The sequence below is a fragment of the Streptomyces sp. NPDC041713 genome (assembly GCF_055591085.1).
The window spans coordinates 50,709-70,616 of record NZ_JBVIZY010000012.1 but is presented as its reverse complement, the minus strand read 5'-3'; the positions used below and the strand labels follow the sequence as shown (position 1 = coordinate 70,616).

Annotated in this window: 21 protein-coding genes; 9 read left to right on the top strand and 12 right to left on the bottom strand. The window is 71.8% G+C overall.

The genetic code is table 11. The features are described 5' to 3' along the window. Nucleotides 1-133: 133 nt before the first annotated feature. The gene (locus ACZ6CV_RS30000) at nucleotides 134-325 is read right to left on the bottom strand and encodes a CsbD family protein (RefSeq protein WP_362371753.1); all 192 of its coding nucleotides are present in this window, start codon (nucleotides 323-325) and stop codon (nucleotides 134-136) included. A gap of 80 nt (nucleotides 326-405) precedes the next feature. Continuing rightward, the gene (locus ACZ6CV_RS29995; RefSeq protein WP_469254065.1) at nucleotides 406-1,893 is read right to left on the bottom strand and encodes a M1 family metallopeptidase; all 1,488 of its coding nucleotides are present in this window, start codon (nucleotides 1,891-1,893) and stop codon (nucleotides 406-408) included. Nucleotides 1,894-2,112: 219 nt separating this feature from the next. Between ACZ6CV_RS29995 and ACZ6CV_RS29990 the strand changes: the two genes are divergently transcribed. After that, complete coding sequence (locus ACZ6CV_RS29990; RefSeq protein ID WP_355819425.1) at nucleotides 2,113-2,259, top strand: SCO1431 family membrane protein; 147 nt, start codon at nucleotides 2,113-2,115, stop codon at nucleotides 2,257-2,259. Here ACZ6CV_RS29990 and ACZ6CV_RS29985 read toward each other — a convergent pair. From ACZ6CV_RS29985 to ACZ6CV_RS29975, 3 genes are read right to left on the bottom strand one after another with little or no spacing between them, the layout of a single operon-like run. Continuing rightward, nucleotides 2,237-3,139 carry a hypothetical protein gene (locus tag ACZ6CV_RS29985; protein ID WP_469254063.1) on the bottom strand — a complete coding sequence of 301 codons (903 nt, stop codon included), beginning with the start codon at nucleotides 3,137-3,139 and terminating at the stop codon, nucleotides 2,237-2,239. The two genes, ACZ6CV_RS29990 and ACZ6CV_RS29985, sit on opposite strands and share 23 nt — an antisense overlap. Nucleotides 3,140-3,149: 10 nt before the next feature. After that, the gene (locus tag ACZ6CV_RS29980) at nucleotides 3,150-4,130 is read right to left on the bottom strand and encodes a DUF6114 domain-containing protein (RefSeq protein ID WP_469254061.1); all 981 of its coding nucleotides are present in this window, start codon (nucleotides 4,128-4,130) and stop codon (nucleotides 3,150-3,152) included. Further along, nucleotides 4,121-4,642: a DUF6230 family protein gene (locus ACZ6CV_RS29975; RefSeq protein WP_469254204.1), complete on the bottom strand. Its 522-nt coding sequence runs from the start codon at nucleotides 4,640-4,642 to the stop codon at nucleotides 4,121-4,123. The genes ACZ6CV_RS29980 and ACZ6CV_RS29975 overlap by 10 nt, the downstream gene beginning before the upstream one ends. A gap of 235 nt (nucleotides 4,643-4,877) precedes the next feature. Here ACZ6CV_RS29975 and ACZ6CV_RS29970 point away from each other — a divergent pair, with 235 nt between their 5' ends. After that, nucleotides 4,878-5,501, top strand: coding sequence for a TetR/AcrR family transcriptional regulator (locus ACZ6CV_RS29970; RefSeq protein ID WP_362371765.1), 624 nt, complete (start codon nucleotides 4,878-4,880; stop codon nucleotides 5,499-5,501). A gap of 63 nt (nucleotides 5,502-5,564) precedes the next feature. Here the strand turns inward: ACZ6CV_RS29970 and ACZ6CV_RS29965 are convergent, their stop codons facing one another. Beyond that, the gene (locus tag ACZ6CV_RS29965; protein WP_469254059.1) at nucleotides 5,565-6,809 is read right to left on the bottom strand and encodes a glycoside hydrolase family 18 protein; all 1,245 of its coding nucleotides are present in this window, start codon (nucleotides 6,807-6,809) and stop codon (nucleotides 5,565-5,567) included. A 344-nt stretch (nucleotides 6,810-7,153) separates the two neighbouring features. Between ACZ6CV_RS29965 and ACZ6CV_RS29960 the strand changes: the two genes are divergently transcribed. Further along, nucleotides 7,154-8,326 (top strand): acyl-CoA dehydrogenase family protein, encoded by a 1,173-nt coding sequence (locus tag ACZ6CV_RS29960; RefSeq protein ID WP_469254058.1) that lies wholly within the window; start codon nucleotides 7,154-7,156, stop codon nucleotides 8,324-8,326. Here the strand turns inward: ACZ6CV_RS29960 and ACZ6CV_RS29955 are convergent. Next, the gene (locus ACZ6CV_RS29955; protein WP_469254057.1) at nucleotides 8,289-8,762 is read right to left on the bottom strand and encodes a hypothetical protein; all 474 of its coding nucleotides are present in this window, start codon (nucleotides 8,760-8,762) and stop codon (nucleotides 8,289-8,291) included. The genes ACZ6CV_RS29960 and ACZ6CV_RS29955 overlap by 38 nt on opposite strands. Nucleotides 8,763-8,994: 232 nt before the next feature. On the opposite strand from ACZ6CV_RS29955, the gene ACZ6CV_RS29950 reads away from it, so the two are divergent. Then, nucleotides 8,995-10,122 (top strand): Rv3169 family protein, encoded by a 1,128-nt coding sequence (locus ACZ6CV_RS29950; RefSeq protein ID WP_469254055.1) that lies wholly within the window; start codon nucleotides 8,995-8,997, stop codon nucleotides 10,120-10,122. Between the two features lie 36 nt (nucleotides 10,123-10,158). Continuing rightward, entirely contained in the window at nucleotides 10,159-11,259 is a 1,101-nt protein-coding gene (locus ACZ6CV_RS29945; RefSeq protein WP_469254053.1) for a phosphotransferase family protein, read from the top strand. A 55-nt stretch (nucleotides 11,260-11,314) separates the two neighbouring features. Here ACZ6CV_RS29945 and ACZ6CV_RS29940 read toward each other — a convergent pair whose 3' ends face one another. Then, nucleotides 11,315-11,743 carry a hypothetical protein gene (locus ACZ6CV_RS29940; protein ID WP_469254052.1) on the bottom strand — a complete coding sequence of 143 codons (429 nt, stop codon included), beginning with the start codon at nucleotides 11,741-11,743 and terminating at the stop codon, nucleotides 11,315-11,317. A 272-nt stretch (nucleotides 11,744-12,015) separates the two neighbouring features. On the opposite strand from ACZ6CV_RS29940, the gene ACZ6CV_RS29935 reads away from it, so the two are divergent. From ACZ6CV_RS29935 to fxsA, 4 genes are all read left to right on the top strand, one after another. Further along, a complete protein-coding gene (locus ACZ6CV_RS29935) occupies nucleotides 12,016-12,456 on the top strand; it encodes an Lrp/AsnC family transcriptional regulator (protein WP_030789227.1) in 441 nt (146 codons plus the stop codon). A gap of 42 nt (nucleotides 12,457-12,498) precedes the next feature. Further along, nucleotides 12,499-14,142, top strand: a complete 1,644-nt coding sequence (locus ACZ6CV_RS29930; protein ID WP_469254049.1) for an amidohydrolase — start codon at nucleotides 12,499-12,501, stop codon at nucleotides 14,140-14,142. Between the two features lie 527 nt (nucleotides 14,143-14,669). Continuing rightward, nucleotides 14,670-15,485, top strand: a complete 816-nt coding sequence (locus ACZ6CV_RS29925; protein ID WP_469254203.1) for a polyprenol monophosphomannose synthase — start codon at nucleotides 14,670-14,672, stop codon at nucleotides 15,483-15,485. 117 nt (nucleotides 15,486-15,602) lie between these two features. Then, nucleotides 15,603-16,169, top strand: coding sequence for an FxsA family membrane protein (gene fxsA, locus ACZ6CV_RS29920; RefSeq protein ID WP_469254047.1), 567 nt, complete (start codon nucleotides 15,603-15,605; stop codon nucleotides 16,167-16,169). 146 nt (nucleotides 16,170-16,315) lie between these two features. Here fxsA and ACZ6CV_RS29915 read toward each other — a convergent pair whose 3' ends face one another. The 4 genes from ACZ6CV_RS29915 to yczE form a co-directional block, all read right to left on the bottom strand. After that, nucleotides 16,316-16,690 carry an RNA polymerase-binding protein RbpA gene (locus ACZ6CV_RS29915; protein ID WP_030360404.1) on the bottom strand — a complete coding sequence of 125 codons (375 nt, stop codon included), beginning with the start codon at nucleotides 16,688-16,690 and terminating at the stop codon, nucleotides 16,316-16,318. A gap of 256 nt (nucleotides 16,691-16,946) precedes the next feature. Beyond that, nucleotides 16,947-18,299, bottom strand: a complete 1,353-nt coding sequence (locus ACZ6CV_RS29910) for an MFS transporter (protein ID WP_469254045.1) — start codon at nucleotides 18,297-18,299, stop codon at nucleotides 16,947-16,949. Between the two features lie 44 nt (nucleotides 18,300-18,343). Further along, a complete protein-coding gene (locus tag ACZ6CV_RS29905) occupies nucleotides 18,344-19,111 on the bottom strand; it encodes a glycerophosphodiester phosphodiesterase (protein WP_469254043.1) in 768 nt (255 codons plus the stop codon). Further along, nucleotides 19,108-19,815: a membrane protein YczE gene (gene yczE, locus ACZ6CV_RS29900; RefSeq protein ID WP_469254038.1), complete on the bottom strand. Its 708-nt coding sequence runs from the start codon at nucleotides 19,813-19,815 to the stop codon at nucleotides 19,108-19,110. Before yczE ends, ACZ6CV_RS29905 begins: the two co-directional genes overlap by 4 nt. Nucleotides 19,816-19,908: the final 93 nt, after the last annotated feature.

Genomic DNA, 19,908 nt, shown 5'->3' with positions numbered 1-19,908 from the left:
CTGGTCCGGCTGCACGTGGTCTGCCCGCGCTTCGCGGCGCGGCGATGAGGTCCGGCCGAGGCGGTCCCCGGGTCGGGGGTCGCGGGCATACGTGTGCCCGCCCTCCCCGGAAGGAGGACGGGCACACGCCGGGTCAGCGGTCGTCGCGGTCCCGCAGCGAGTCGCGCATGCCCTCGGCCTTGTCCCGCATGTCGTCCGCGGCGCCCTTGGCCTTGCCCTTGGCCTGATCGGTCTTGCCCTCGGCGGCCATCCGGTCGTTGCCGGACGCCTTGCCCATCATTTCCTTGGCCTTGCCCTTTGCCTTGTCCATGGCGTTGTCGCCCATGACGGCTCCTCTGGTCGGGGTTGCCCCCACGCTAAGAGGTGCGACGAAAGAGCGCATTTCGGGCGCGAGCGCCGCCCGGATCACGTCGCCGGGTCCACCACCCAGTCCGGGTGCCCCGGCATCGGCGGGGTCTTCGTGCCGTACAGCCACGGGTGCAGGAAGCCCTCCAGGTCCTCGCCCGCGACCTTCGAGGCCAGCTCGACGAAGTCCTGTGTGCTCGCCGTGCGCCCCTTGAAGCCGGACACCCAGGCGCGCTCGATCCGCTGGAACGCCGCGTCGCCGACCTGCTCGCGCAGCGCGTACAGGACCAGGGCCGAGCCGTCGTAACGCATGCGCTTGAAGAGGTTCGGCTCGGTGGGCTCGGCCGGGGCGCCGTAGTCCTTGCGCCACTGGTCGTGGGCTTGGTAGGCGGTCTTCATGGCCGCCTCGAAGCTGTCCCCGCCGTGCTGCTCGGAGTACTCCCGCTCGTAGAAGCGGGCGTGCCCCTCGCTCAGCCACAGGTCGGACCAGCTCTTGAGGGCCACGCTGTCGCCGAACCACTGGTGGGTCAGCTCGTGCACCATGTTCCGCTCGGCGTCCACCCGCGTGCCGAGCAGGTCCGCCTTCGGGATGAGCGAGAGGGTCTGCGTCTCCAGGGCCACGGCGAGGTCGGTGTCGCCGACCAGGAGGCCGTAGCGGTTAAAGGGGTAGGGACCGAGCTTCTCCTGCAGCCACGCGAGGTGGTCCGACGTGAGCTTGCGGTACGCGGCCGTCGGCTCGACCAGGTCGTCCGGGACGACGTCGCGCAGCGGGAGGCCGCCCGGCCCCTTGCCGTCGACCATCCGGAACTTGCCGATCGCCAGCTGCACCAGCTGTGTGGAGAGCGGCTGTTCGGAGTCGTACGTCCAGCGCACCCGGCCGTCGGGGCGCTCGGTGCGCGAGGTGAGCCGGCCGTTGGCGACGGCCGTCCGGTCGCCCGGCGTCGTGATGCGGAAGGTGATGGGCGCGCGCCGGCTCGGGTGGTCGTCGGCCGGGAAGATCAACCGGGCGCCGTTCGGCTGGGGGTAGACCACCGTGCCGTCCGGCGTGGGGATCCAGCCGTAGTCCTCGATCGCGTCGTCGCGGTGCCGGGTCTGCGTCGGATCGGCGGTGTACGTGACCTTGACCGTGAAGGAACTGCCGTTCGCTATCGGGGACTTGGGCGTGACCGTCAGTTCGTCACCGGCGCGCGAGGCGTCCGCCGCCGAGCCGTTCACGGTGACGGTGTGCAGCGTGTTGCCGCCGAAGTCCAGATTGAAGCGGGACAGCGCCTGCGTGGAGCGTGCCTTGATCGTCGTGGTCGCCTCGAACGGGGTCTTCGGCGCCTGCCAGTCGAAGTCCAGGTAGTAACGGTCCACCCGGTACCCGCCGTTCCCGTCCAGCGGGAACATCGGGTCGCCGAGGCCGGGCGCGCCGGGCGACGGCTTCTCGGCGGGTGCGGGGGCGGCCTGCGAGACGGGTGCGGTGAGGGCGGCCGCCGCGGTGATCGCGGCCGCGAGGGCGAGCCGGCCTCTGCGGTGCGGGCGGGGCGTCGTCCTGTTCGTGCTCATCGGGAACCTCTCGGTCGTACGGTGCGCGGGCGAACGGACGGGAGCGGCACCCGCCGTCCGTGGTTAGACGCGCGGCACCACGTCCGAGTTGTGGCGTGACCAACGTCTCTCCCGCGACGAGGCGATGCGGTGGCAAGGTGGAAGAGGTCCCGCGGGGGGAGTCACCGCCGAGGACCGCGTGGGGGAACGCCCTGCCAGCCGAACGTCAGTGAGACAGACATGACCGCGACCTCCGCCACCGCAGTCCGCGCGACCGCCCGCACCGGCGGCCCCAAGGACGACGCGCCGAAGATCCTCGAGCACCTCGCCGGCTGGGCCCTCGTCGTCGTCCTCGCGATGCTCGTCACCCAGACCGGTCTGCTGTGACGTCGCTCTCCTGCGCGTCGAGCCCGGCCCGCCAGTGCCGGCCGGGCACGCCCACCAGGCCGTAGAGCCACCGCACCGGCGAGCGCCCGTGCAGCAGGACCACGCCGGCCGTCGCCGCGAACAGCGGGAGGCCGAGCCACCCGCCGACGAGGCGCACCAGCACACTCGCGAAGAGCGCGCCCACGAACGGCAGCCCGTACACCCCGGCCGCCGCGATGACGATGCCGAGGAGCCGCGGCACCTTGCGGTCCTCGTCGGCGCCCGGCAGCGACCAGCCCTCCATCAGCCAACCGATCTCGGTGATCAGCATGGTGCCGATCACCGCGGCCCCGAAAAGCAGCAGCGCGAGGAACGTCCCGGACGTCACGAAGTCCAGTACGTGGTTGACGACGCTGTCCTTCGGCCAGTAGGCGAAGTCGCCCGCGCCGGGGGAGAGGAAGCGCTCGTACCCGCTGCCGTCCCAGCCGTGGATCAACGTCCCGAACAGCAGGAAGTACCCGCCGACACACTGCAGGTACGCCCAGTAGCCGGCGCCCACGAGCACCAGTGCCTGCGCCACGAGGAACCCGAGGATCGCGGCCACCGGGATCCCGCCCGCGTAGAGGAGCACGAACCCCGCCCACACGTCCGCATGGCCGCCGGCCACGTGCATGGTCGCCCAGGACGGGTTCTGCCACAGCAGGAAGAGCCCCGTCGGCACCATCAGGACGGCGGCGAAGAGCGCGGTGAGGGAGAGGTAGGGGTTGGCGGCGCGGCTGCGGGTGCGCGGGCCCTCGCCCGCGTTGATCCGCTCCCACACCTGCAGCTGCCGCCCGGCCGACACGGCGAACGTCGCGCCGATCGCGTACGCCCAGAAGAGCGCGGCCTGGATCTGGATCATGCCGGACCCCTCATGGCGCGGCCTTCAGCGAGAGTCCGCCCGCCACGATCGAGTCGGAGGTGACCAGGGCCTGTTCGGCGCTCACGTCGGTCATGAAGACGAAGGGCGGCACGACGGGCGGCACCGGCAGCTTGTCGGGCGTGAAGGTGAGGCAGAGGACGCCCTCCAGGCACCCCTTGAACTTGGTCAAATAGAGCGTGACGTCGCCGCTGAGGTCCAACGTGTCGGCGCCCAGGGCGAGTTCCTCGCTGCCGTCCCGCGTCGTGAGCGCGTAGTCGGTGAGCGAGGCGGCCCGCATCCGCAGCACCATGACCTTCAGCGGCCCGTCCGCGGTCGGGATCTCCCGGACGCCCGCCAGCAGGAAGCCCTGCGGCGCGAAGAGCGTCGTGGTGACGGTCGGCGGCACCCGCGCCGCCACGACCGCGTCCGAGGGGGCCGCCCGCGCCGGACTCCCGTGCGCCACGAGCCCGGCGACCATCGCCACCGGCAGCAGCACGCCGAGCGTCCGCGTGCCCTGCCCGTCCCGGACCCTGGGGCGCGCCGGATCCTCCTCGGCGTCCTGGGGCACCGGCGTCCAGCCGAACCCCATGGCGCTGCCCGCGATCCCGAGCAGCATGCCGACCAGGAACCCGCCGAGGTTGGTGGCCGCGAACGAGATCACCGACAGGATCAGGGCGTTGACGCTCACGTAGTGGTGCGTGTGCGGCAGCAGCCACAGGAAGAGCCCCGCCACCACCAGCGCGATCCCGATGCCGAGCGCCGCGATCCCGCCGAGTCCCAGGCTGACGAGCACGGTGAGCGGCGAGAGCGGGATCAGGAGCATCTCGGCGCCGCCGAGCATCAGCAGCAGCCCGCCCCAGAACGGCCGGGTCCGCCGCCATCTGCGGACCACCCGGCGCTGCTCGGGCCAGGGCAGCCGCCGGTCGAGCGGACCGCCGCCGTCCCTGCCGAAGGGGCGGACGCCGCGGCGTCCGCCGCCGGTCAGAAGCACTTCTTGCCGCCGAGGCTGACGTCGACCCGCATGCCCTTGAGCCGGAAGTTGCCGCCGGTCGCCGACCACGCGTGCGACCGCACACCGGCCACCTCGATGTCCCCGGCCTGCAGCCCGAACTTGCCCTTCTCGCCCTTCACCCCGGGCACCTCGTCGAGCGTCGAGGCGTCCCGGCCGATCTCGGCGGTGCCGAAGCGGGCGTCGCCCACCAGGTCCTCGCCGTCGATGATCAGGTTGCTCGCGGTGACCTTGCCCGCGTCGCCGCCCGCGGTCAGTTTGAACACGACGGTCCCGACGGGGGTCTTCACCTCGGCGGCCTGGCAGATGTCGGAGAGGCTCGCGTCACCGATCCCGAGGAGCGCCACCGGGTGCCCCTTGCCGTCGATGTCGCGGTCCGTCTGGACGTACGAGGACAGGCCCTCGCTGGTCAGTTTGCCGGACGAGACCTGGAAGCTGGTGCCGGAGACGGCGAAGGACGCGGCGAGCGCGCCCTCGGCCATCACGGAGGCCATCACACCGACGGCCAGGACGGCCGGCAGAGCCACCACGGCCGTCTTCTTCCAGGAGGTCCTGCCCTCGCGTAACGCGGTGCGTGCTGCGCCCACTGTCTTCCTCCCGTACGTCGTTCCGCGTCGTCAAAGCGTGCGTAAGGGGAGTGCGTGAAGTGCCGTCGTGAGCCCGGCCGGCAGGAGGCACTGGTCTGCCATACTGCGGACATCCCGAGGCAGTTGGAGACTAGGGCCGAAATTGAATAATAGTCAACAGCGCGGTACCGACCGCTCCGCGGCGCGCCGCGGCGAACTCATCACCATCGGCCGGAAGCTGTTCGCCGACACGTCCTACGACGCCCTGTCGATGGACGACATCGCGAAGCAGGCGGGCGTCGCCAAAGGGCTGATCTACTACTACTTCAAGTCCAAGCGCGGCTACTACCTCGCGATCATCGAGGACTCCGTCGCCGATCTGGTGGCCCGCGCGGGACGGCACGACGACCTGCCGCCCGTGCAGCGGGTGCAGCACACCATCGACGGCTATCTGCGCTACGCCGAGCACCACCAGGCGGCCTACCGCACGATCATCAGCGGCGGCGTCGGCTTCGACGCCGAGGTGCACGCCATACGGGACGGGGTGCGCGAGGCGCTGATCACGGCGATCGCCGAAGGCGCGTACGGCCAGGGGGACATACCGCGACTGGCGCGCACCGCGCTGCTCGGCTGGCTGTGCAGCGTGGAGGGCATCACGCTCGACTGGATCGGCCACCACGAGCTGACACGCGAGACGGTCTGCGCGCTCCTGGTGCGCACCCTCGGGGACACGCTGCGGGTCATCGAGGACTTCGAGCCGTCCTACCCGGCGCCCGTGCGCCCCTGAGCGGTCGCACGGGAACGGGGCGGGAACCGGCCGGTTCCCGCCCCATGTCCCGTGTGGGTCAGGTCAGTTGATGGCCTTGATCAGCTCACCGTTCGACGTGTCCCCGCTCAACTCCCAGAAGAAGGTGCCGCCGAGGCCCTGCTGGTTCTTGTAGTTCATCTTCCCCGCGATGGTCGCCGGGGTGTCGTAGCTCCACCAGTTGTTGCCGCAGTGCGCGTACGCGGTCCCGCCGACCGTGCCGTTGGCCGGGCACTTGGTCTTGAGCACCTTGTAGTCGTCGATGCCCTGCTCGTACTTGCCCGCGGCGGGGCCGGTCGCGGTGCCGCCGGGCTCCTTCTGCGTGACGCCCGTCCAGCCGCGGCCGTAGAAGCCGATGCCGAGCAGCAGCTTCTGGGCCGGGATGCCGAGCCCCTTCAGCTTCTTGATGGTGGCGTCGGAGTTCCAGGACGCCTTCGGGATGCCGTTGTACGCGGTCAGCGGCGAGTGCGGGGCGGTCGGGCCCTTCGCGTCCCAGGCGCCGAAGTAGTCGTACGTCATCGGGTTGTACCAGTCGACGTACTGGGCGGCGCCCGCGTAGTCCGCGGCGTCGATCTTGCCGCCCGCCTCGGCGTCCGCCGGTATCGCCGCGGTCACCAGGTTCTTGGAGCCGAACTTCGAACGGACCGCGGACATCAGGTTCTTGTACGCGGCGCGCCCGCTGGTGTCGCAGGTCAGACCGCAGGCGTTGGGGTACTCCCAGTCGATGTCGATGCCGTCGAAGACATCGGCCCACTTGGAGTTCTCGACCAGGTCGTAGCAGGACTGCGCGAAGGCGGCCGGGTTCTTCGCCGCCTCGGTGAAGCCGCCCGACCAGGTCCAACCGCCGAAGGACCAGAGGACCTTGAGGTTCGGGTGCTTCTTCTTCAGCTTGCGCAGCTGGTTGAAGTTGCCGCGCAGGGGCTGGTCCCAGGTGTCCGCGACGCCGTCCACGGACTGGTCCGCGGTGTAGGCCTTGTCGGTCGCCGCGTAGGCGTCGCCCATCGTGCACTTGCCGCCCTGGACGTTGCCGAAGGCGTAGTTGATGTGCGTGAGCTTGGCGGCCGAGCCGGATGTCTCGACGTTCTTGACGTGGTAATTCCGGTCGTAGACGCCCCATTCGGTGAAGTAGCCGACGACCTTGGAGCCGGCGGCGGCCTTCGTCGCGGGGGCCGCGTCCTGCTCGGCGGCGGCGCTGCCCGCGCCGGCCAGCAGACCGGCGCCGAGGGCGGCGCAACAGGTGGTGGCCAGGAGCGCCCGGAAGGGGGTGCGGGAGGTGTGCGGTCTGAGCATCGTGTCTCCTCGTGGGGGGAAACAGGGCGGGGGAGGTGCTGCTGTGGACCTGTGACACTTGGCATGAACGCGTTAAGACGTTCGGGGGAACAGTAGGAGGACTAGACCAGTGCGGTCAATGGTTCGTACCAATCGGGCCGCCATCGCCGATCTTCGGCTATCTTTCGAGTAAGCGGTCGTTAACTAGTGACGGGCTGCCGCCGATCGGGCATACTCAACGCGCCACAGCCGCTGGTCAGCTGCTTCCGTGACCCGGAAGGAGACCCTGGCTGGGCATCGTTTCCCGGCGGCGCCGCCCCACCCAGCGCGGGCGTCCGCCGCAGCCCCACAGGGAGGAGAGCGTCATGCCCGACCACATCACGCAGTCGGTGGAGCGGCAGCTGCCCACGGATGAGGCCAGGGATCTGCTCTCGCTGGTCCGGGACATCGCCCAGCGCGAGATCGCCCCGAAGGCGGCCGAGGAGGAGGACGCGGGACGCTTCCCGCGCGAGGTCTTCACCCTGCTCTCCGAGTCGGGCCTGCTCGGACTGCCCTACGACGCGGAGTTCGGCGGCGGCGACCAGCCGTACGAGGTGTATCTGCAGGTCCTCGAAGAGCTCGCCGCGGCCCGTCTGACCGTCGGTCTCGGCGTCAGCGTGCACTCCCTGTCCTGCCACGCGCTCGCGAACTACGGCACCAAACAGCAGCAGAGCGACCATCTGTCCGCCATGCTCGGCGGCGGCCTCCTCGGCGCGTACTGCCTCTCCGAGCCCTCCTCCGGGTCGGACGCGGCGTCGCTGCGCACCAAGGCCGTCAGGGACGGCGACGACTGGGTCATCTCCGGCACCAAGGCGTGGATCACGCACGGCGGCATCGCCGACTTCTACACGGTGATGGCCAGGACCGGCGGTGAGGGCGCCCGCGGTGTCACGGCCTTCCTGGTGCCGGGGGACGCGGAGGGCCTGAGCGCCGCGGCGCCGGAGAAGAAGATGGGCATGAAGGGCTCGCCCACCGCCCAGGTCCACTTCGACGGCGTGCGCGTGCCGGACTCCCGGCGCGTCGGCGACGAGGGGCAGGGCTTCGCCATCGCGCTCTCCGCGCTCGACTCGGGGCGGCTCGGCATCGCGGCCTGTGCGATCGGCGTGGCCCAGGCGGCGCTCGACGAGGCGGCCGGGTACGCCGCGCAGCGCCGGCAGTTCGGCAAGCCCATCGCGGACTTCCAGGGGCTGCGCTTCATGCTCGCGGACATGGCGACGCAGATCGAGGCGGGACGGGCGCTCTATCTGGCCGCGGCCCGGCTCCGTGACGCGGGACGGCCGTTCGCCAAGCAGGCGGCCATGGCCAAGCTGCTGTGCACGGACGCCGCGATGAAGGTGACGACGGACGCCGTGCAGATCCTCGGCGGGTACGGCTACACCGTGGACTTCCCCGCGGAGCGCCTCATGCGCGAGGCCAAGGTGCTGCAGATCGTCGAGGGCACCAATCAGATCCAGCGCATGGTCATCGCACGTCACCTCGTGGGTCCCGAGTCGCGCTGAACTGACCGCGGTGCACCGGCGGCGCCACGAGCCGCACCCACTCCGGGTCGTGGCGGCCGGGCAGCGTGCGGCCGCGGTCGGCCCAGTGGCGCAGCAGCGCGCCGTAGATCGGCGGATCCTGGAAGTGCGGCTGCTGGTAGGGCTGGTAGGGCTGATACGGCTGGTGGGGCGGCTGGCTCACGTGCTGGTAGGCCGGCTGCTGGTGCGGCGGGGGCTGGTACGAGGGGGCCGGGCGCGGCGACGGGTGGGCCGCCGTGTGCTGCGGCTGGTGTGACGCCTGGTGGGGAGCCTGGTGCTGCGGCTGGTACTGCGGGGGTTCCTGAGGCCGCTGGGGAACCGATTCTGCGGGGGCGGACAACGCCACCAGGGTCCGTCGTCGACGGCCGGTGGGCAGCTGCGCCGGGCCCATGTCGGTACCCGTGTCCGTGGGGGTCATGCAAACCCAACGCCGCGGGCCGCCCGGAAGTCACCGCCCCGGGGAATCGAGCATCCGTGCGTCGGTGTGTCCGTGCGTCGATGTGTCCGTGCGTCCGGCGACGGCCCGCGCGCACGGCTCGGCCCGACGCGCGTCTGGCTCCGGCCCGGGAACTGACGTACCGTCAACTCCGCGCCGGAGGGCCCCACCACCTCCCGCACCCTGAACTGCCGTGTGACCAGGGAGGTTTGACGTGGCAGACGACCGTCCGGTCCCGCTCGACGAATACCCCGTGCACCAGGTCCCGCTCTCCATGAAGCATGTCGCGACCGGCGACCGCAACGCCTACGACCGGTGCATCTTCCACCTCTTCGACCACCGGGGCCGCGCCCTGCTCATCCTCGGCCTCGGCGTGTACCCCAACACCGGCATCATCGACGCCTACGCCACCCTGCGCACCGGGGACACGCTCCACGCCGTACGCGCCAGTGACGCCCTCGGCGAGGACCGGATGAGCCTCCGCGTCGGTCCGCTGCGCATCACCGTCGACGAGCCGCTGCACCGCATCCGGCTGCAGTGCGCGGCCGACCCCGACGACCCCGCGTCGCTCTCCTACGACCTCACCTGGACCGCCGACTTCCCCGCCCTGTGGGAGCCGCACCACATCCAGCGGCGCGGCGACCGGCTCACCCTCGAAGGGCGCCGCTTCGTGCAGGCCGGACGGCCCTCCGGGGTCATCAGGGCAGGCGGCGAGGAAACGGTCGTGGCGCCGGAGGAGTGGACCGCGACGCGCGACCGCAGCTGGGGTGTGCGGCCCATCCCCGGCGAGGAACGCGGGCTCCTGGAGGAGGAGTTCGCCACCGAGGGCTTCCACTGGATCTGGTGCCCGGTGCGTTTCGAGGACCGCTTCCTCATGGTCATCGCGCAGGAGGACGCGGACGGCTACCGCACCCTGAACGACGCCACCCTCGTCCGCCACGGCGTGCGCGACCGCCAACTCGGCTGGCCGCGGGCCGACATCACCTACCGCTCCGGCACCCGCCACCCCGAACGCGCCGTCATCCACCTCACCGACCCCGACGGCAAGGGCCCGATGGAGCTCGGCGTGGAGGTGCTCGCCTCGCTGCCGCTGGCCGTGGGCGCCGGTTATCCGCCGGCCGACGACTGGCAGCACGGCACCTGGCGTGGCCGCGACTGGACCGACCGGCGCACCTACGACCTGTCGGACCCCGCGGCCCACCCTCTCGCCGCGTACGGAGTCATCGACCACGCCGCCCGCTTCACTCTCGACGGGCAGACGGGGTACGGCATCTTCGAGCACGGCAGCTTCGGCCGCCACGACCCGAGCGGCTTCACCGGATTCGACTCCATGGCGCCCTGAGGGCCCGGCCGGAGGCCGGAGGAAGGAGTACGGAAGATGGCAACGGCACCCCGCCCCCGCACCACCACGCGCGAACCGGAGGAGCTCGCCCGCCGCCTCACCGCCTGGCTCGGCACCCGATTGCCCGGCGCCGAGGCGGTCGACGTGAGCGTGCCCGCATCCAACGGCATGTCCAGCGAGACCCTGCTCTGCACCGTGGCACACCCCGAAACGCCGGTCAGGGCCTGCGTGTTGCGCGTGGCGGCCGACCCGGCGGCGTACACGATCTTCCCCGTCTACGACATGCCGCGCCAGTACCGCACGATGCGGCTCGTCGCCGAGCACACCGATCTGCCGGTGCCGCGCGTGCTGTGGCTGGAGGAGGACCCGGGCCCGCTCGGCGCCCCGTTCTTCGTCATGGAACGGGTCGAGGGCCGCGTCCCGCCGGACGTCATGCCCTATACGTACGAGGGCAATTGGCTGCACGCGGCGACCGACGCCGAACGCGCCCGTCTGGAGGCGGCGTCGGTCGGGGTCGTCGCCCGGCTGCACGACCAAGTGCCGCCCGCCGCAGCCGAGTTCCTCGCCTTGCCGGGCGAGGGCAGCCCCTTGCGGCGGCACGTGGACGCCCAACGCGCCTACTACGCATGGGCGGTGAGCGGAGTGCGCCGCTCACCCCTCATCGAGAGCGCCTTCGACCGCCTGGAGGAGCTGTGGCCCCGCACCGAGGGAGCCCCCGTCCTCAACTGGGGTGACGCCCGCATCGGGAACATCATCTACGACGGCTTCGAGCCCGCCGCCGTCCTCGACTGGGAGATGGCCTCCCTCGCCCCGCGCGAGGTCGACCTCGGCTGGCTGGTCTATCTGCACCGCTTCTTCCAGGACCTGACGGTGAGTTTCGGCCAGCCCGGGCTGCCGGACTTCCTGCGCAGGGACCGCGTCGAGGAGGCGTACGCCCGGCTCACCGGGCACACACCGCGCGACATGGAGTTCTACACGCTGTACGCGGCGCTGCGGCACGCGATCGTCATGCTCCGCGTCGCCTACCGCCAGGTCCACTTCGGCGAGGCCGAGGTGCCCGGGACCGAGGAGGCTGCGGACGCACTGATCCTGCACCACGGCAGTCTGACCGCCATGGTGCAGGGCAGTTACTGGTGATCCTGATCCGGAGGCCGGCGCGGCGGCTGTCGTCGTGTCGGCCGCGGCCGGTGCGTCAGGCCGCTCGCCGGTCCTGTCCCGGCACCCGCCTGGGGCGCGAGCCCGGTCCGTTCACGTGCGAGAACGGCTGCGTCCGCCAGTCGAGTCCCTGAGGGAGCGTCAACAGCAGGGCGGTGTCCTGCTCCTGAGCCTCCATCGACTCGTCGGCGGGCGTGGCGTCGGTGGCCGCCCGGCCGGTGCCGGCGCAGACCGTCAGCCCGAACGGGTTCCACGGAGTGGGGCACAGCGCGTGCTCCGGCAGGACGTCCTCGTCCGCGAGGAGCGCGATGGGCTGCCCGCAGTCGGGGCAGTTCACCCGGTACATCTCAAAGGTGTCGTAGGAGTCGAGAAAGGCGTCAGCCGGTTCGACGCCCTCCGGCTCGGGCTCGGCGGCGGGCTGCTGCTTGGCACGGGCAGACCGGCCGGAGCGCTTCACATTCTGCATGGGATTCTCCCCCTCGGGTGGGCCGACAAGGCGCTGCGGCCTCGACCACAGCAAGCACTTCCCGTCCCGTCGTGGAGGTAATCGTTGCATCCCTTCGGACACGGCTGCGGGACTGTGGTATTCGTCACATGCCGAGTGGAGTTGCCTGGTCGCGGGGAGGCGAGAGGGCCGGTCGCACGGAGGCCCGCCGGGGCGCGCGAAACCCGCCGATGCGTGGGCCCGTTCGCGCGCTCAGGTATCCGAGGGGATCAAGAGCCCTGTAGGTTCGCCGCATGGAGGAGCTGGACCGACAGATCGTGCAGCTGCTCGTCAAGGACGGGCGGATGAGCTACACCGACCTGGGCAAGGCCACGGGCCTGTCCACGTCGGCCGTGCACCAGCGGGTGCGCCGCCTGGAGCAGCGGGGCGTCATCCGCGGCTATGCCGCGGTCGTCGACCCCGAGGCGGTCGGGCTGCCGCTCACCGCGTTCATCTCGGTGAAGCCGTTCGACCCCAGCGCCCCCGACGACATCGCCGAACGGCTCGCGGGCGTCCCGGAGATCGAGGCGTGCCACAGCGTCGCCGGCGACGAGAACTACATCCTCAAGGTGCGCGTCGCCACCCCGCTGGAGCTGGAGCACCTGCTGAGCCGGCTGCGCGCCCTCGCCGGCGTCTCCACCCGCACCACCGTCGTCCTCTCCACTCCGTACGAGGCGCGGCCGCCCCAGGTGTGACCCCCGCGTCGGCCGCCCGCCGACAGGGGCGAGACTGGTCCCATGAGCCAGAGCACCGCCCCCGGGAAGACCCCGCAGGATCCGCCGAGCCACCGCACCGTGCTGCTGCGCGGCGGCGACATCCACAGCCCCGCCGACCCGTTCGCGACCGCGATGGTCGTCGAACGCGGCCATGTCGCCTGGGTCGGCTCCGAGGGCGCGGCGGACGCCTTCACCGACGGCGTCGACGAGATCGTCGACCTGGAAGGGGCACTGGTCACCCCGGCGTTCACGGACGCCCACGTGCACACGACGGCCACCGGCCTCGCGCTGACCGGCCTCGACCTGACCGGGGCCCGTTCCCTCGCCGACGCGCTCGTTCTCGTCCGCGAACACGCACACGCGCGCCCGCACGACACCGTCCTGCTGGGGCACGGCTGGGACGCCTCCCGCTGGGCCGACGGCCGCCCGCCCACGCGCGCCGAGCTCGACGAGGCGACCGGCGGCCGTCCGCTGTACCTCTCCCGCATCGACGTCCACTCGGCGGTCGTCACCACCGCCCTCCTCGACCTGGTCCCCGGCGTCACCGAGCGCGCCGGCTACCACCCCAACGCCCCACTGACGGCCGACGCCCACCACGGGGTGCGCGCCGCCGCCCTCGCCGCGATCACCCCGCTGCAGCGCACCGAGGCCCAGCGCGCCGCGCTCGGGCACGCCGCCTCGCTCGGCATCGGCTCGGTGCACGAGTGCGCGGGCCCGGAGATCTCCGACGAGGACGACTTCACCGGGCTGCTGCGGCTCGCCGCCGAGGAGCCGGGGCCGCGCGTCGTCGGCTACTGGGCCGAACAGAATGTCGAGCGGGCCAGGGAGCTCGGCGCGGCCGGCGCCGCCGGGGACCTCTTCGTCGACGGCGCCCTCGGCTCGCACACCGCCTGCCTGCACGAGCCGTACGCGGACGCCGCGCACACCGGCACCGCCCACCTGGACGCCGCCGCCGTCGCCGCGCACGTCGTGGCGTGCACGGAGGCGGGCCTCCAGGCGGGCTTCCACGCCATCGGGGACGCCGCGGTGGCCTCCGTGGCCGACGGGATGCGCCAAGCCGCCGAGAAGGTCGGCCCGGCCCGCGTCCGCGCCGCGCGCCACCGCGTCGAGCACGCCGAGATGCTCACCCCCGAAACCATCGCCGCCTTCGCCGAGTTCGGCCTCACCGCCTCCGTGCAGCCCGCCTTCGACGCGCTGTGGGGCGGCGAGGACGGCATGTACGTCCAGCGCCTGGGCGCCGAACGCGCCCGCACCCTCAACCCGTTCGCGGCCCTGCTGCGCACCGGCGTGCCCCTCGCCTTCGGCTCCGACAGCCCCGTCACCCCGCTCGACCCCTGGGGCACCGTCCGCGCGGCCGCCTTCCACCGGACCCCGGAGCACCGGGTCTCCGTGCGCGCCGCGTTCACCGCCCACACCCGCGGCGGCTGGCGGGCCGTCGGCCGCGACGACGCCGGCGTCCTGGTGCCGGGCGCGCCCGCGGACTACGCCGTGTGGCGCACCTCCGATCTGGTGGTCCAGGCCCCGGACGACCGCGTGGCCCGCTGGTCGACCGACCCGCGCTCCGGCACGCCGGGCCTGCCCGACCTGTCGCCGGGCGCCGAACTCCCCGTCTGCCTGCGGACGGTGGTGGGCGGCCGGTCGGTGTTCGTGCGGCCACAAGAGTGATGTACCGGCGGTGCGCGGCGCGGATCGCGGCCGGTCACGGGCTCGTACGACCTGGGAATCCTCGGCACTGACCTGGCGGTCCGTGAAGGAGCCGCAGCTCAGCGGGGTATTGACAGAGAGCCGCCGTGGGCCGGTAGGTTCGGCCGGGTCCACCACAGGACGTCCGAGAGGCGAACCTCCACGCGGTCGTCGAACGTCGCTGGGTCACGGGTGGTGTGCCGCACCGGCGCACCACCACTGGGAGCCAGGTCCAGCGCCCGCGACGCGGAGGCGAGGGAACGTATCAGCCGATCGGCAGGTGTGACCCGGGTGGGGCCCGGACGCTCAGTAGACAACGGCTCTCGGTCGACCCGCAGCCAGCGGGTCCCAGGTCGGCCCGAAGGGTGCCGGGCCCCGATCCGCAGTACGTCCGGTACGCCCGACGTCCCCGCCGCCCGGCGGGCCGGCGGGCGGTACCTGGCCGGTACATCCGCCCCTGACCTCCGTGCCGCCGCTGCACCGCAGGCCGGGGCCACTATGGTGGTCCTCTGCGTACGAACGAAGGGGCAGTAGTGAACGACGGCGGTCGGGTCTCCGAAGCAGGGGACCAGGGGAGGCAGTTCGGCTCGCTCGGCACGGCCTTGGTGATCATTCCGACCTACGACGAGGCGGAGAACATCCAGTCCATCGTCGGCCGGGTGCGGGCCTCCGTACCGGACGCGCACATCCTGGTCGCCGACGACAACAGCCCCGACGGCACCGGCAAGATCGCCGATGAGCTCGCGGCCGGCGACGACCACGTCCACGTGCTGCACCGCAAGGGCAAGGAAGGGCTCGGCGCCGCCTACCTCGCGGGCTTCCGCTGGGGCCTCGAGCAGGGCTACGGCGTGCTCGTCGAGATGGACGCCGACGGCTCCCACCAGCCGGAGGAGCTGCCCCGGCTGCTCACCGCGCTGAAGGGCGCCGACCTCGTGCTCGGTTCGCGCTGGGTGCCGGGCGGACGGGTCGTCAACTGGCCCAAGCACCGCGAGTTCATCTCCCGCGGCGGCAGCACGTACTCCCGGCTGCTGCTCGACGTGCCGATCCGCGACGTGACGGGCGGTTACCGCGCCTTCCGCCGCGAGACCCTCGAAGGCCTCGGCCTCGGCGAGGTGGAGTCGCAGGGCTACTGCTTCCAGGTCGACCTGGCGCGCCGCGCGGTCAAGGCGGGCTACCACGTCGTCGAGGTGCCCATCACCTTCGTCGAGCGCGAGCTCGGGGACAGCAAGATGAGCCAGAACATCGTCGTCGAGGCGCTGTGGCGGGTCACCGCCTGGGGTGTGGGGGAGCGCGTCGGCAAGGTCATGGGGCGCAAGCAACCCTGAGCCGGGCCGAGGGCGTTACGCCTTTGCGCCGGGCGGCGATCCCGGGCGGCGCCGTCCGGCGGCCGTCTTGATCATCCCCTTATGCCGGACTGAGGCGCGTCCAGGCACACTGGGACCATGACGAACGGCGCAACGCTCCTCCGCCCCGCCCGGCCCCGGCGCTCCGGCCCCCTCAGGTATCTGCCGCTGGGCATCGCCGCGTGGCTGGTCCTGGAAGTCTGGCTGCTCACCGTCGTGGCGGGCGCCACGAGCGGGCTCGTGGTCTTCCTGCTCCTGGTGGGCGGCCTGGTGCTCGGATCCGCGGTGATCAAGCGTGCGGGCCGCCGTGCCTTCCGCAAGCTCCAGGAGGCGGTGCAACAGCAGCAGAGCGGTGTGACGCCGGAGCGGGAGAGCGGGGGCGGCGGCGCCCTGACGATGCTGGGCGGGCTCCTGATCATCCTGCCCGGGCTGATCTCGGACGCCCTGGGCCTGCTCCTGCTCGTCCCGCCGGTCCAGAAGGCCCTGGGGCGGTACGCGGAGCGGACCTTCGAGCGCAAGGTGCGCGAGGCGACGCCGGGCGGCCTCGGGGACGCCTACCAGCAGGCGCGCATGCACCGCCCCGACGGCAAGGTCGTCCCGGGCGAGGTCATCAGGGACGACGCACCGCACACCCCGCGCCCGGACGACCCGCAGCTGCCCCGCTGAGTCCGCGGGGGCCAGCGCGCGACGAAACGCGACGAAAACCGCACAGGGGTGCGGACGGACACGCAAAGGGCCGGGGCCACTGCTGAGCAGTGGCCCCGGCCCTCTGTGCTGCGTCGTGCGGTGCGGGTGAGCGCGGAAGGTCGCCGTCAGGCGGACTTCCGGCTGTCCCGCGGGTGCACCGCGATGTTCATGGCGCCCGACCGGAGGACCGCGAGACGCTCCTCCAGGACCTCTTCGAGTTCCTCTCGGGTACGGCGCTCCATGAGCATGTCCCAGTGCGTACGCGCCGGCTTGCCCTTCTTCTCCTCAGGTCCGTCGCCGTCTACCAGGAGTGCCTGGGCCCCGCAGACCTTGCACTCCCACTCCGGCGGGATCTCCGCCTCGACCGAGAACGGCATCTCGAAACGATGTCCGTTCTGGCATGCGTACTCCACGGCCTGGCGCGGAGCCAGGTCGATGCCGCGGTCGGTCTCGTAGCTTGTCACCACGAGACGCGTGCCGCGAAGAGCTCGCTCACTCATGAATCGTGCCTCCCGGGCTTGTCGCCCACAGGACAGGTGTCGCTGTCGTCGTCATCCGGTCAACGTCCGGTCGGCGGTAAAGATTCCCGTTCAGGGTCATGCGTCGCCGTCGTATGCCGCCCCTTGTTGTACCCACCAGCGCCCGGTTTGTCACATCTAGTAGCAGATGTCACCCAGCGGTTCTGATTCTTCAGCTCGCAGTAACGGTCCGCCTGGCAGGCCAAACGCGTACACTACCGGCCTTTGGCCTCAGTTGCTAAATCCGATCGGGTACGGGATTGCCCGCGTCGCGCACCGCGCTTCGTACAGGTACCCGCAAAAGCAGGATGAAACCCACCAAAAAGAACGCGACGAGCGAGACGATCGCGTCCCGGTAGCTCCCGGTGAGCTGATAGGTCAGGCCGAAGATCAACGGTCCGAGCCAGGCCATGCCCCGGTCGCTGATCTCGTACGCGGAGAAGTACTCGGCCTCCTTGCCGCTCGGCACCATGTGCGAGAAGAGCGAACGGGAGAGCGCCTGCGTGCCGCCGAGCACCAGGCCGATGCCCGCGGCCAGCACGAAGAACCAGGCGGGTGCGCCCGCGGGCAGGAAGTAGCCGGCCCCGATCGTGACCGCCCAGGCCACCAGCGAGCCGAGTACCACCCGCCGGGCCCCGTACGTCCGGGCGAGCCGCCCCATGGCGAGCGCGCCGGCGACGGCGAGCAGCTGGACGAGCAGCACCGCGACGATCAGCGTGGACTGGCCGAGCCCCAGCTCCTCGGAGCCGTAGACGGAGGCCTGCGAGATCACCGTCTGGACCCCGTCGTTGTAGAGGAGGTACGCCAGCAGGAACGCCAGCGTGTGCGGATGGCGGCGCATGTCCCGCAGCGTCTCCCGCATCTGCCGCCCGCCCCCGCGCGCAGCCGCGTCCGCCGACGGCGGCGTCCCCCGGTCCCGCAGCCGCTTCAGGGGTACGAGGGTGAAGGCGCCCCACCACACGCCCGCCGAGGCCAGACAGATGCGGACCGCGGTCGCCTCCGAGACGCCGAAGCTGTCGTGGGCGAGGAAGAGGACGAGGTTCAGGACCAGGACGAGCGCGCCGGCCGCGTAGCCGAAGGCCCAGCCGCGCGAGGAGACCGCGTCGCGCTCGTGAGGGGGAGCGATCTGCGGCAGATAGGAGTTGTAGAGCACCATCGACACGGCGAGCGAGGCGTTGGCGACGATCAGCAGCAGGCCGCCGAGGAGATAGCGGTCGCCGGACAGGAAGAACATGCCCGCCGTCGCGGCCGCCCCCAGGTACGCGGAGACCGCGAGGAGCGGCTTCTTGCGGCCCGAGCGGTCGGCGGCCGCCGCCGCGAGCGGCATCACGAAGACCGACAGGATCACGGACACGGACACCGTGTACGCGAAGAAGGAACCGGCGCGGACCGAGATGCCCAGCGGGTGCACATAGCCGTCCGGGTCCGCGGCCGTCTTGGCGATCTCCGTGAGATAGGGCCCGAGGAACACGGTCAGGACGCTCGTCGAGTAGACCGAGCACGCCCAGTCGTAGAAGTACCAGCCCCGCTGCTCGTGCCGTCGCGCGGCGGCCGTGTCGTCGGCCGCCGCCTTCAGGGTGTCGGTGCCCACCCGTGACCTCGCTGTTCCCCGTGGTGCGACGCCGTCCCAGGCCGTCAGACCCAGGTCCCCCGGTCCTTCAGCACCCCGCGCAGCGTCTCGATGTGATCGGAAACTATGCCATCCACGCCGAGGTCGAGGAGAGCGCTCATCCGCTCGGCGTCGTTGACGGTCCAGACGTGGACCTGCAGCCCGCGCGCGTGGGCCGCGCGTACGAAGCGGCGGTCGACCACGCGGAGCCTGCCGTGCTTCTCGGGCACCTGGGCGCAGACCGCGGAGCGGCGCAGGGCGGCGGGACCGCCGTAGGAGCGCAGCCGCAGCGCCGCCACACCCCGCGTGCCCAGCGAGGTGGCCAGGCGCGGGCCCGCGAGCCGCTGGGCCCTGGCCACCCGGGCCTCGGAGAACGAACCGACGCAGACGCGGTCCCAGGCGTCGGTGCGGCGGATCAGGTCGAGCAGCGGCCGGAGCGCGGGCTCCGCCTTGACGTCCACGTTCCAGCGCACCTCGGGGAACGCCTCCAGGAGCTCGTCGAAGAGCGGCACCGGTTCGCTGCCCGCCACGCGCGCGCGGCGCACCTTGCTCCACGGCAGGTCGACGATGCGTCCCGCCGCGTCCGTCACGCGGTCCAGCGTCGCGTCGTGGAAGGCGACGAGGCGGCCGTCGGCCGTGGCGTGCACATCGGTCTCGATGTAGCGGTAGCCGAGGCCGACGGCGCGCCGGAAGGCCGCGGCGGTGTTCTCCAGACCGTCCGCCGCGCCGCCGCGGTGGGCGAGGGCGAGGGGGCCGGGGTGGTCGAGATAGGGGTGGCGTACGGGGAGGGTCACCGCTGAAGTATCGCCTGCTCCGAGGGTCCGCCGGAGGCCACGACGGTGGCGGTGCCGGTGGCGGGTGCGGCGGCGGCTTCGGGCGCGGGCAGGGCGAAGAGCCGCAGGAAGAGCTGGGCCAGCGGGCCGATGGCCAGGGCGTAGACGACGGTGCCGATGCCCACGGTGCCGCCGAGCACGAATCCGGTGGCGACCACCACGACTTCGATGAGGGTCCGCATCAACCGCACGGAGCGGCCGGTGCGCTGGTGCAGGCCCGTCATGAGGCCGTCGCGGGGGCCGGGGCCGAAGACGGCCGCGATGTAGAGGCCGGTGGCCGCGCCGTTCAGGAGGATCCCGGCCACCATGAGGGGGACCCGTGCGAGCAGGCCGTGCGCGTCGGGGAGCAGCGCGAGCGCGGCGTCCATGGCGAGGCCGACGACGAAGACGTTCGAGACCGTGCCGAGCCCCGGGCGCTGCCTGAGCGGGATCCACAGCAGCAGGACCGCGGCGCCCACGATGATGGAGACGGCGCCGATCGACAGGCCGCTGAGCTCCGCGAGCCCCTGATGCAGCACGTTCCACGGCTCCAGGCCGAGGCCCGAGACCACCAGGAGCGCGGAGCTCACGCCGTACAGAGTGAGGCCCGCGTACAGCTGTACCAGCCTGCGGGGCAGGTGCCGATGGAGGCGCCGCCGTGGCGTCTCGGGTGTCGTCCTGGACAAGTGGTGCCCCCTGCTGTGGTGGTAGTGGCCTGGTGCGTGACACTCTGTGGCGTGCACGGCGTGGCCAACCATGGCCAATTCAGGGAAGGTGGA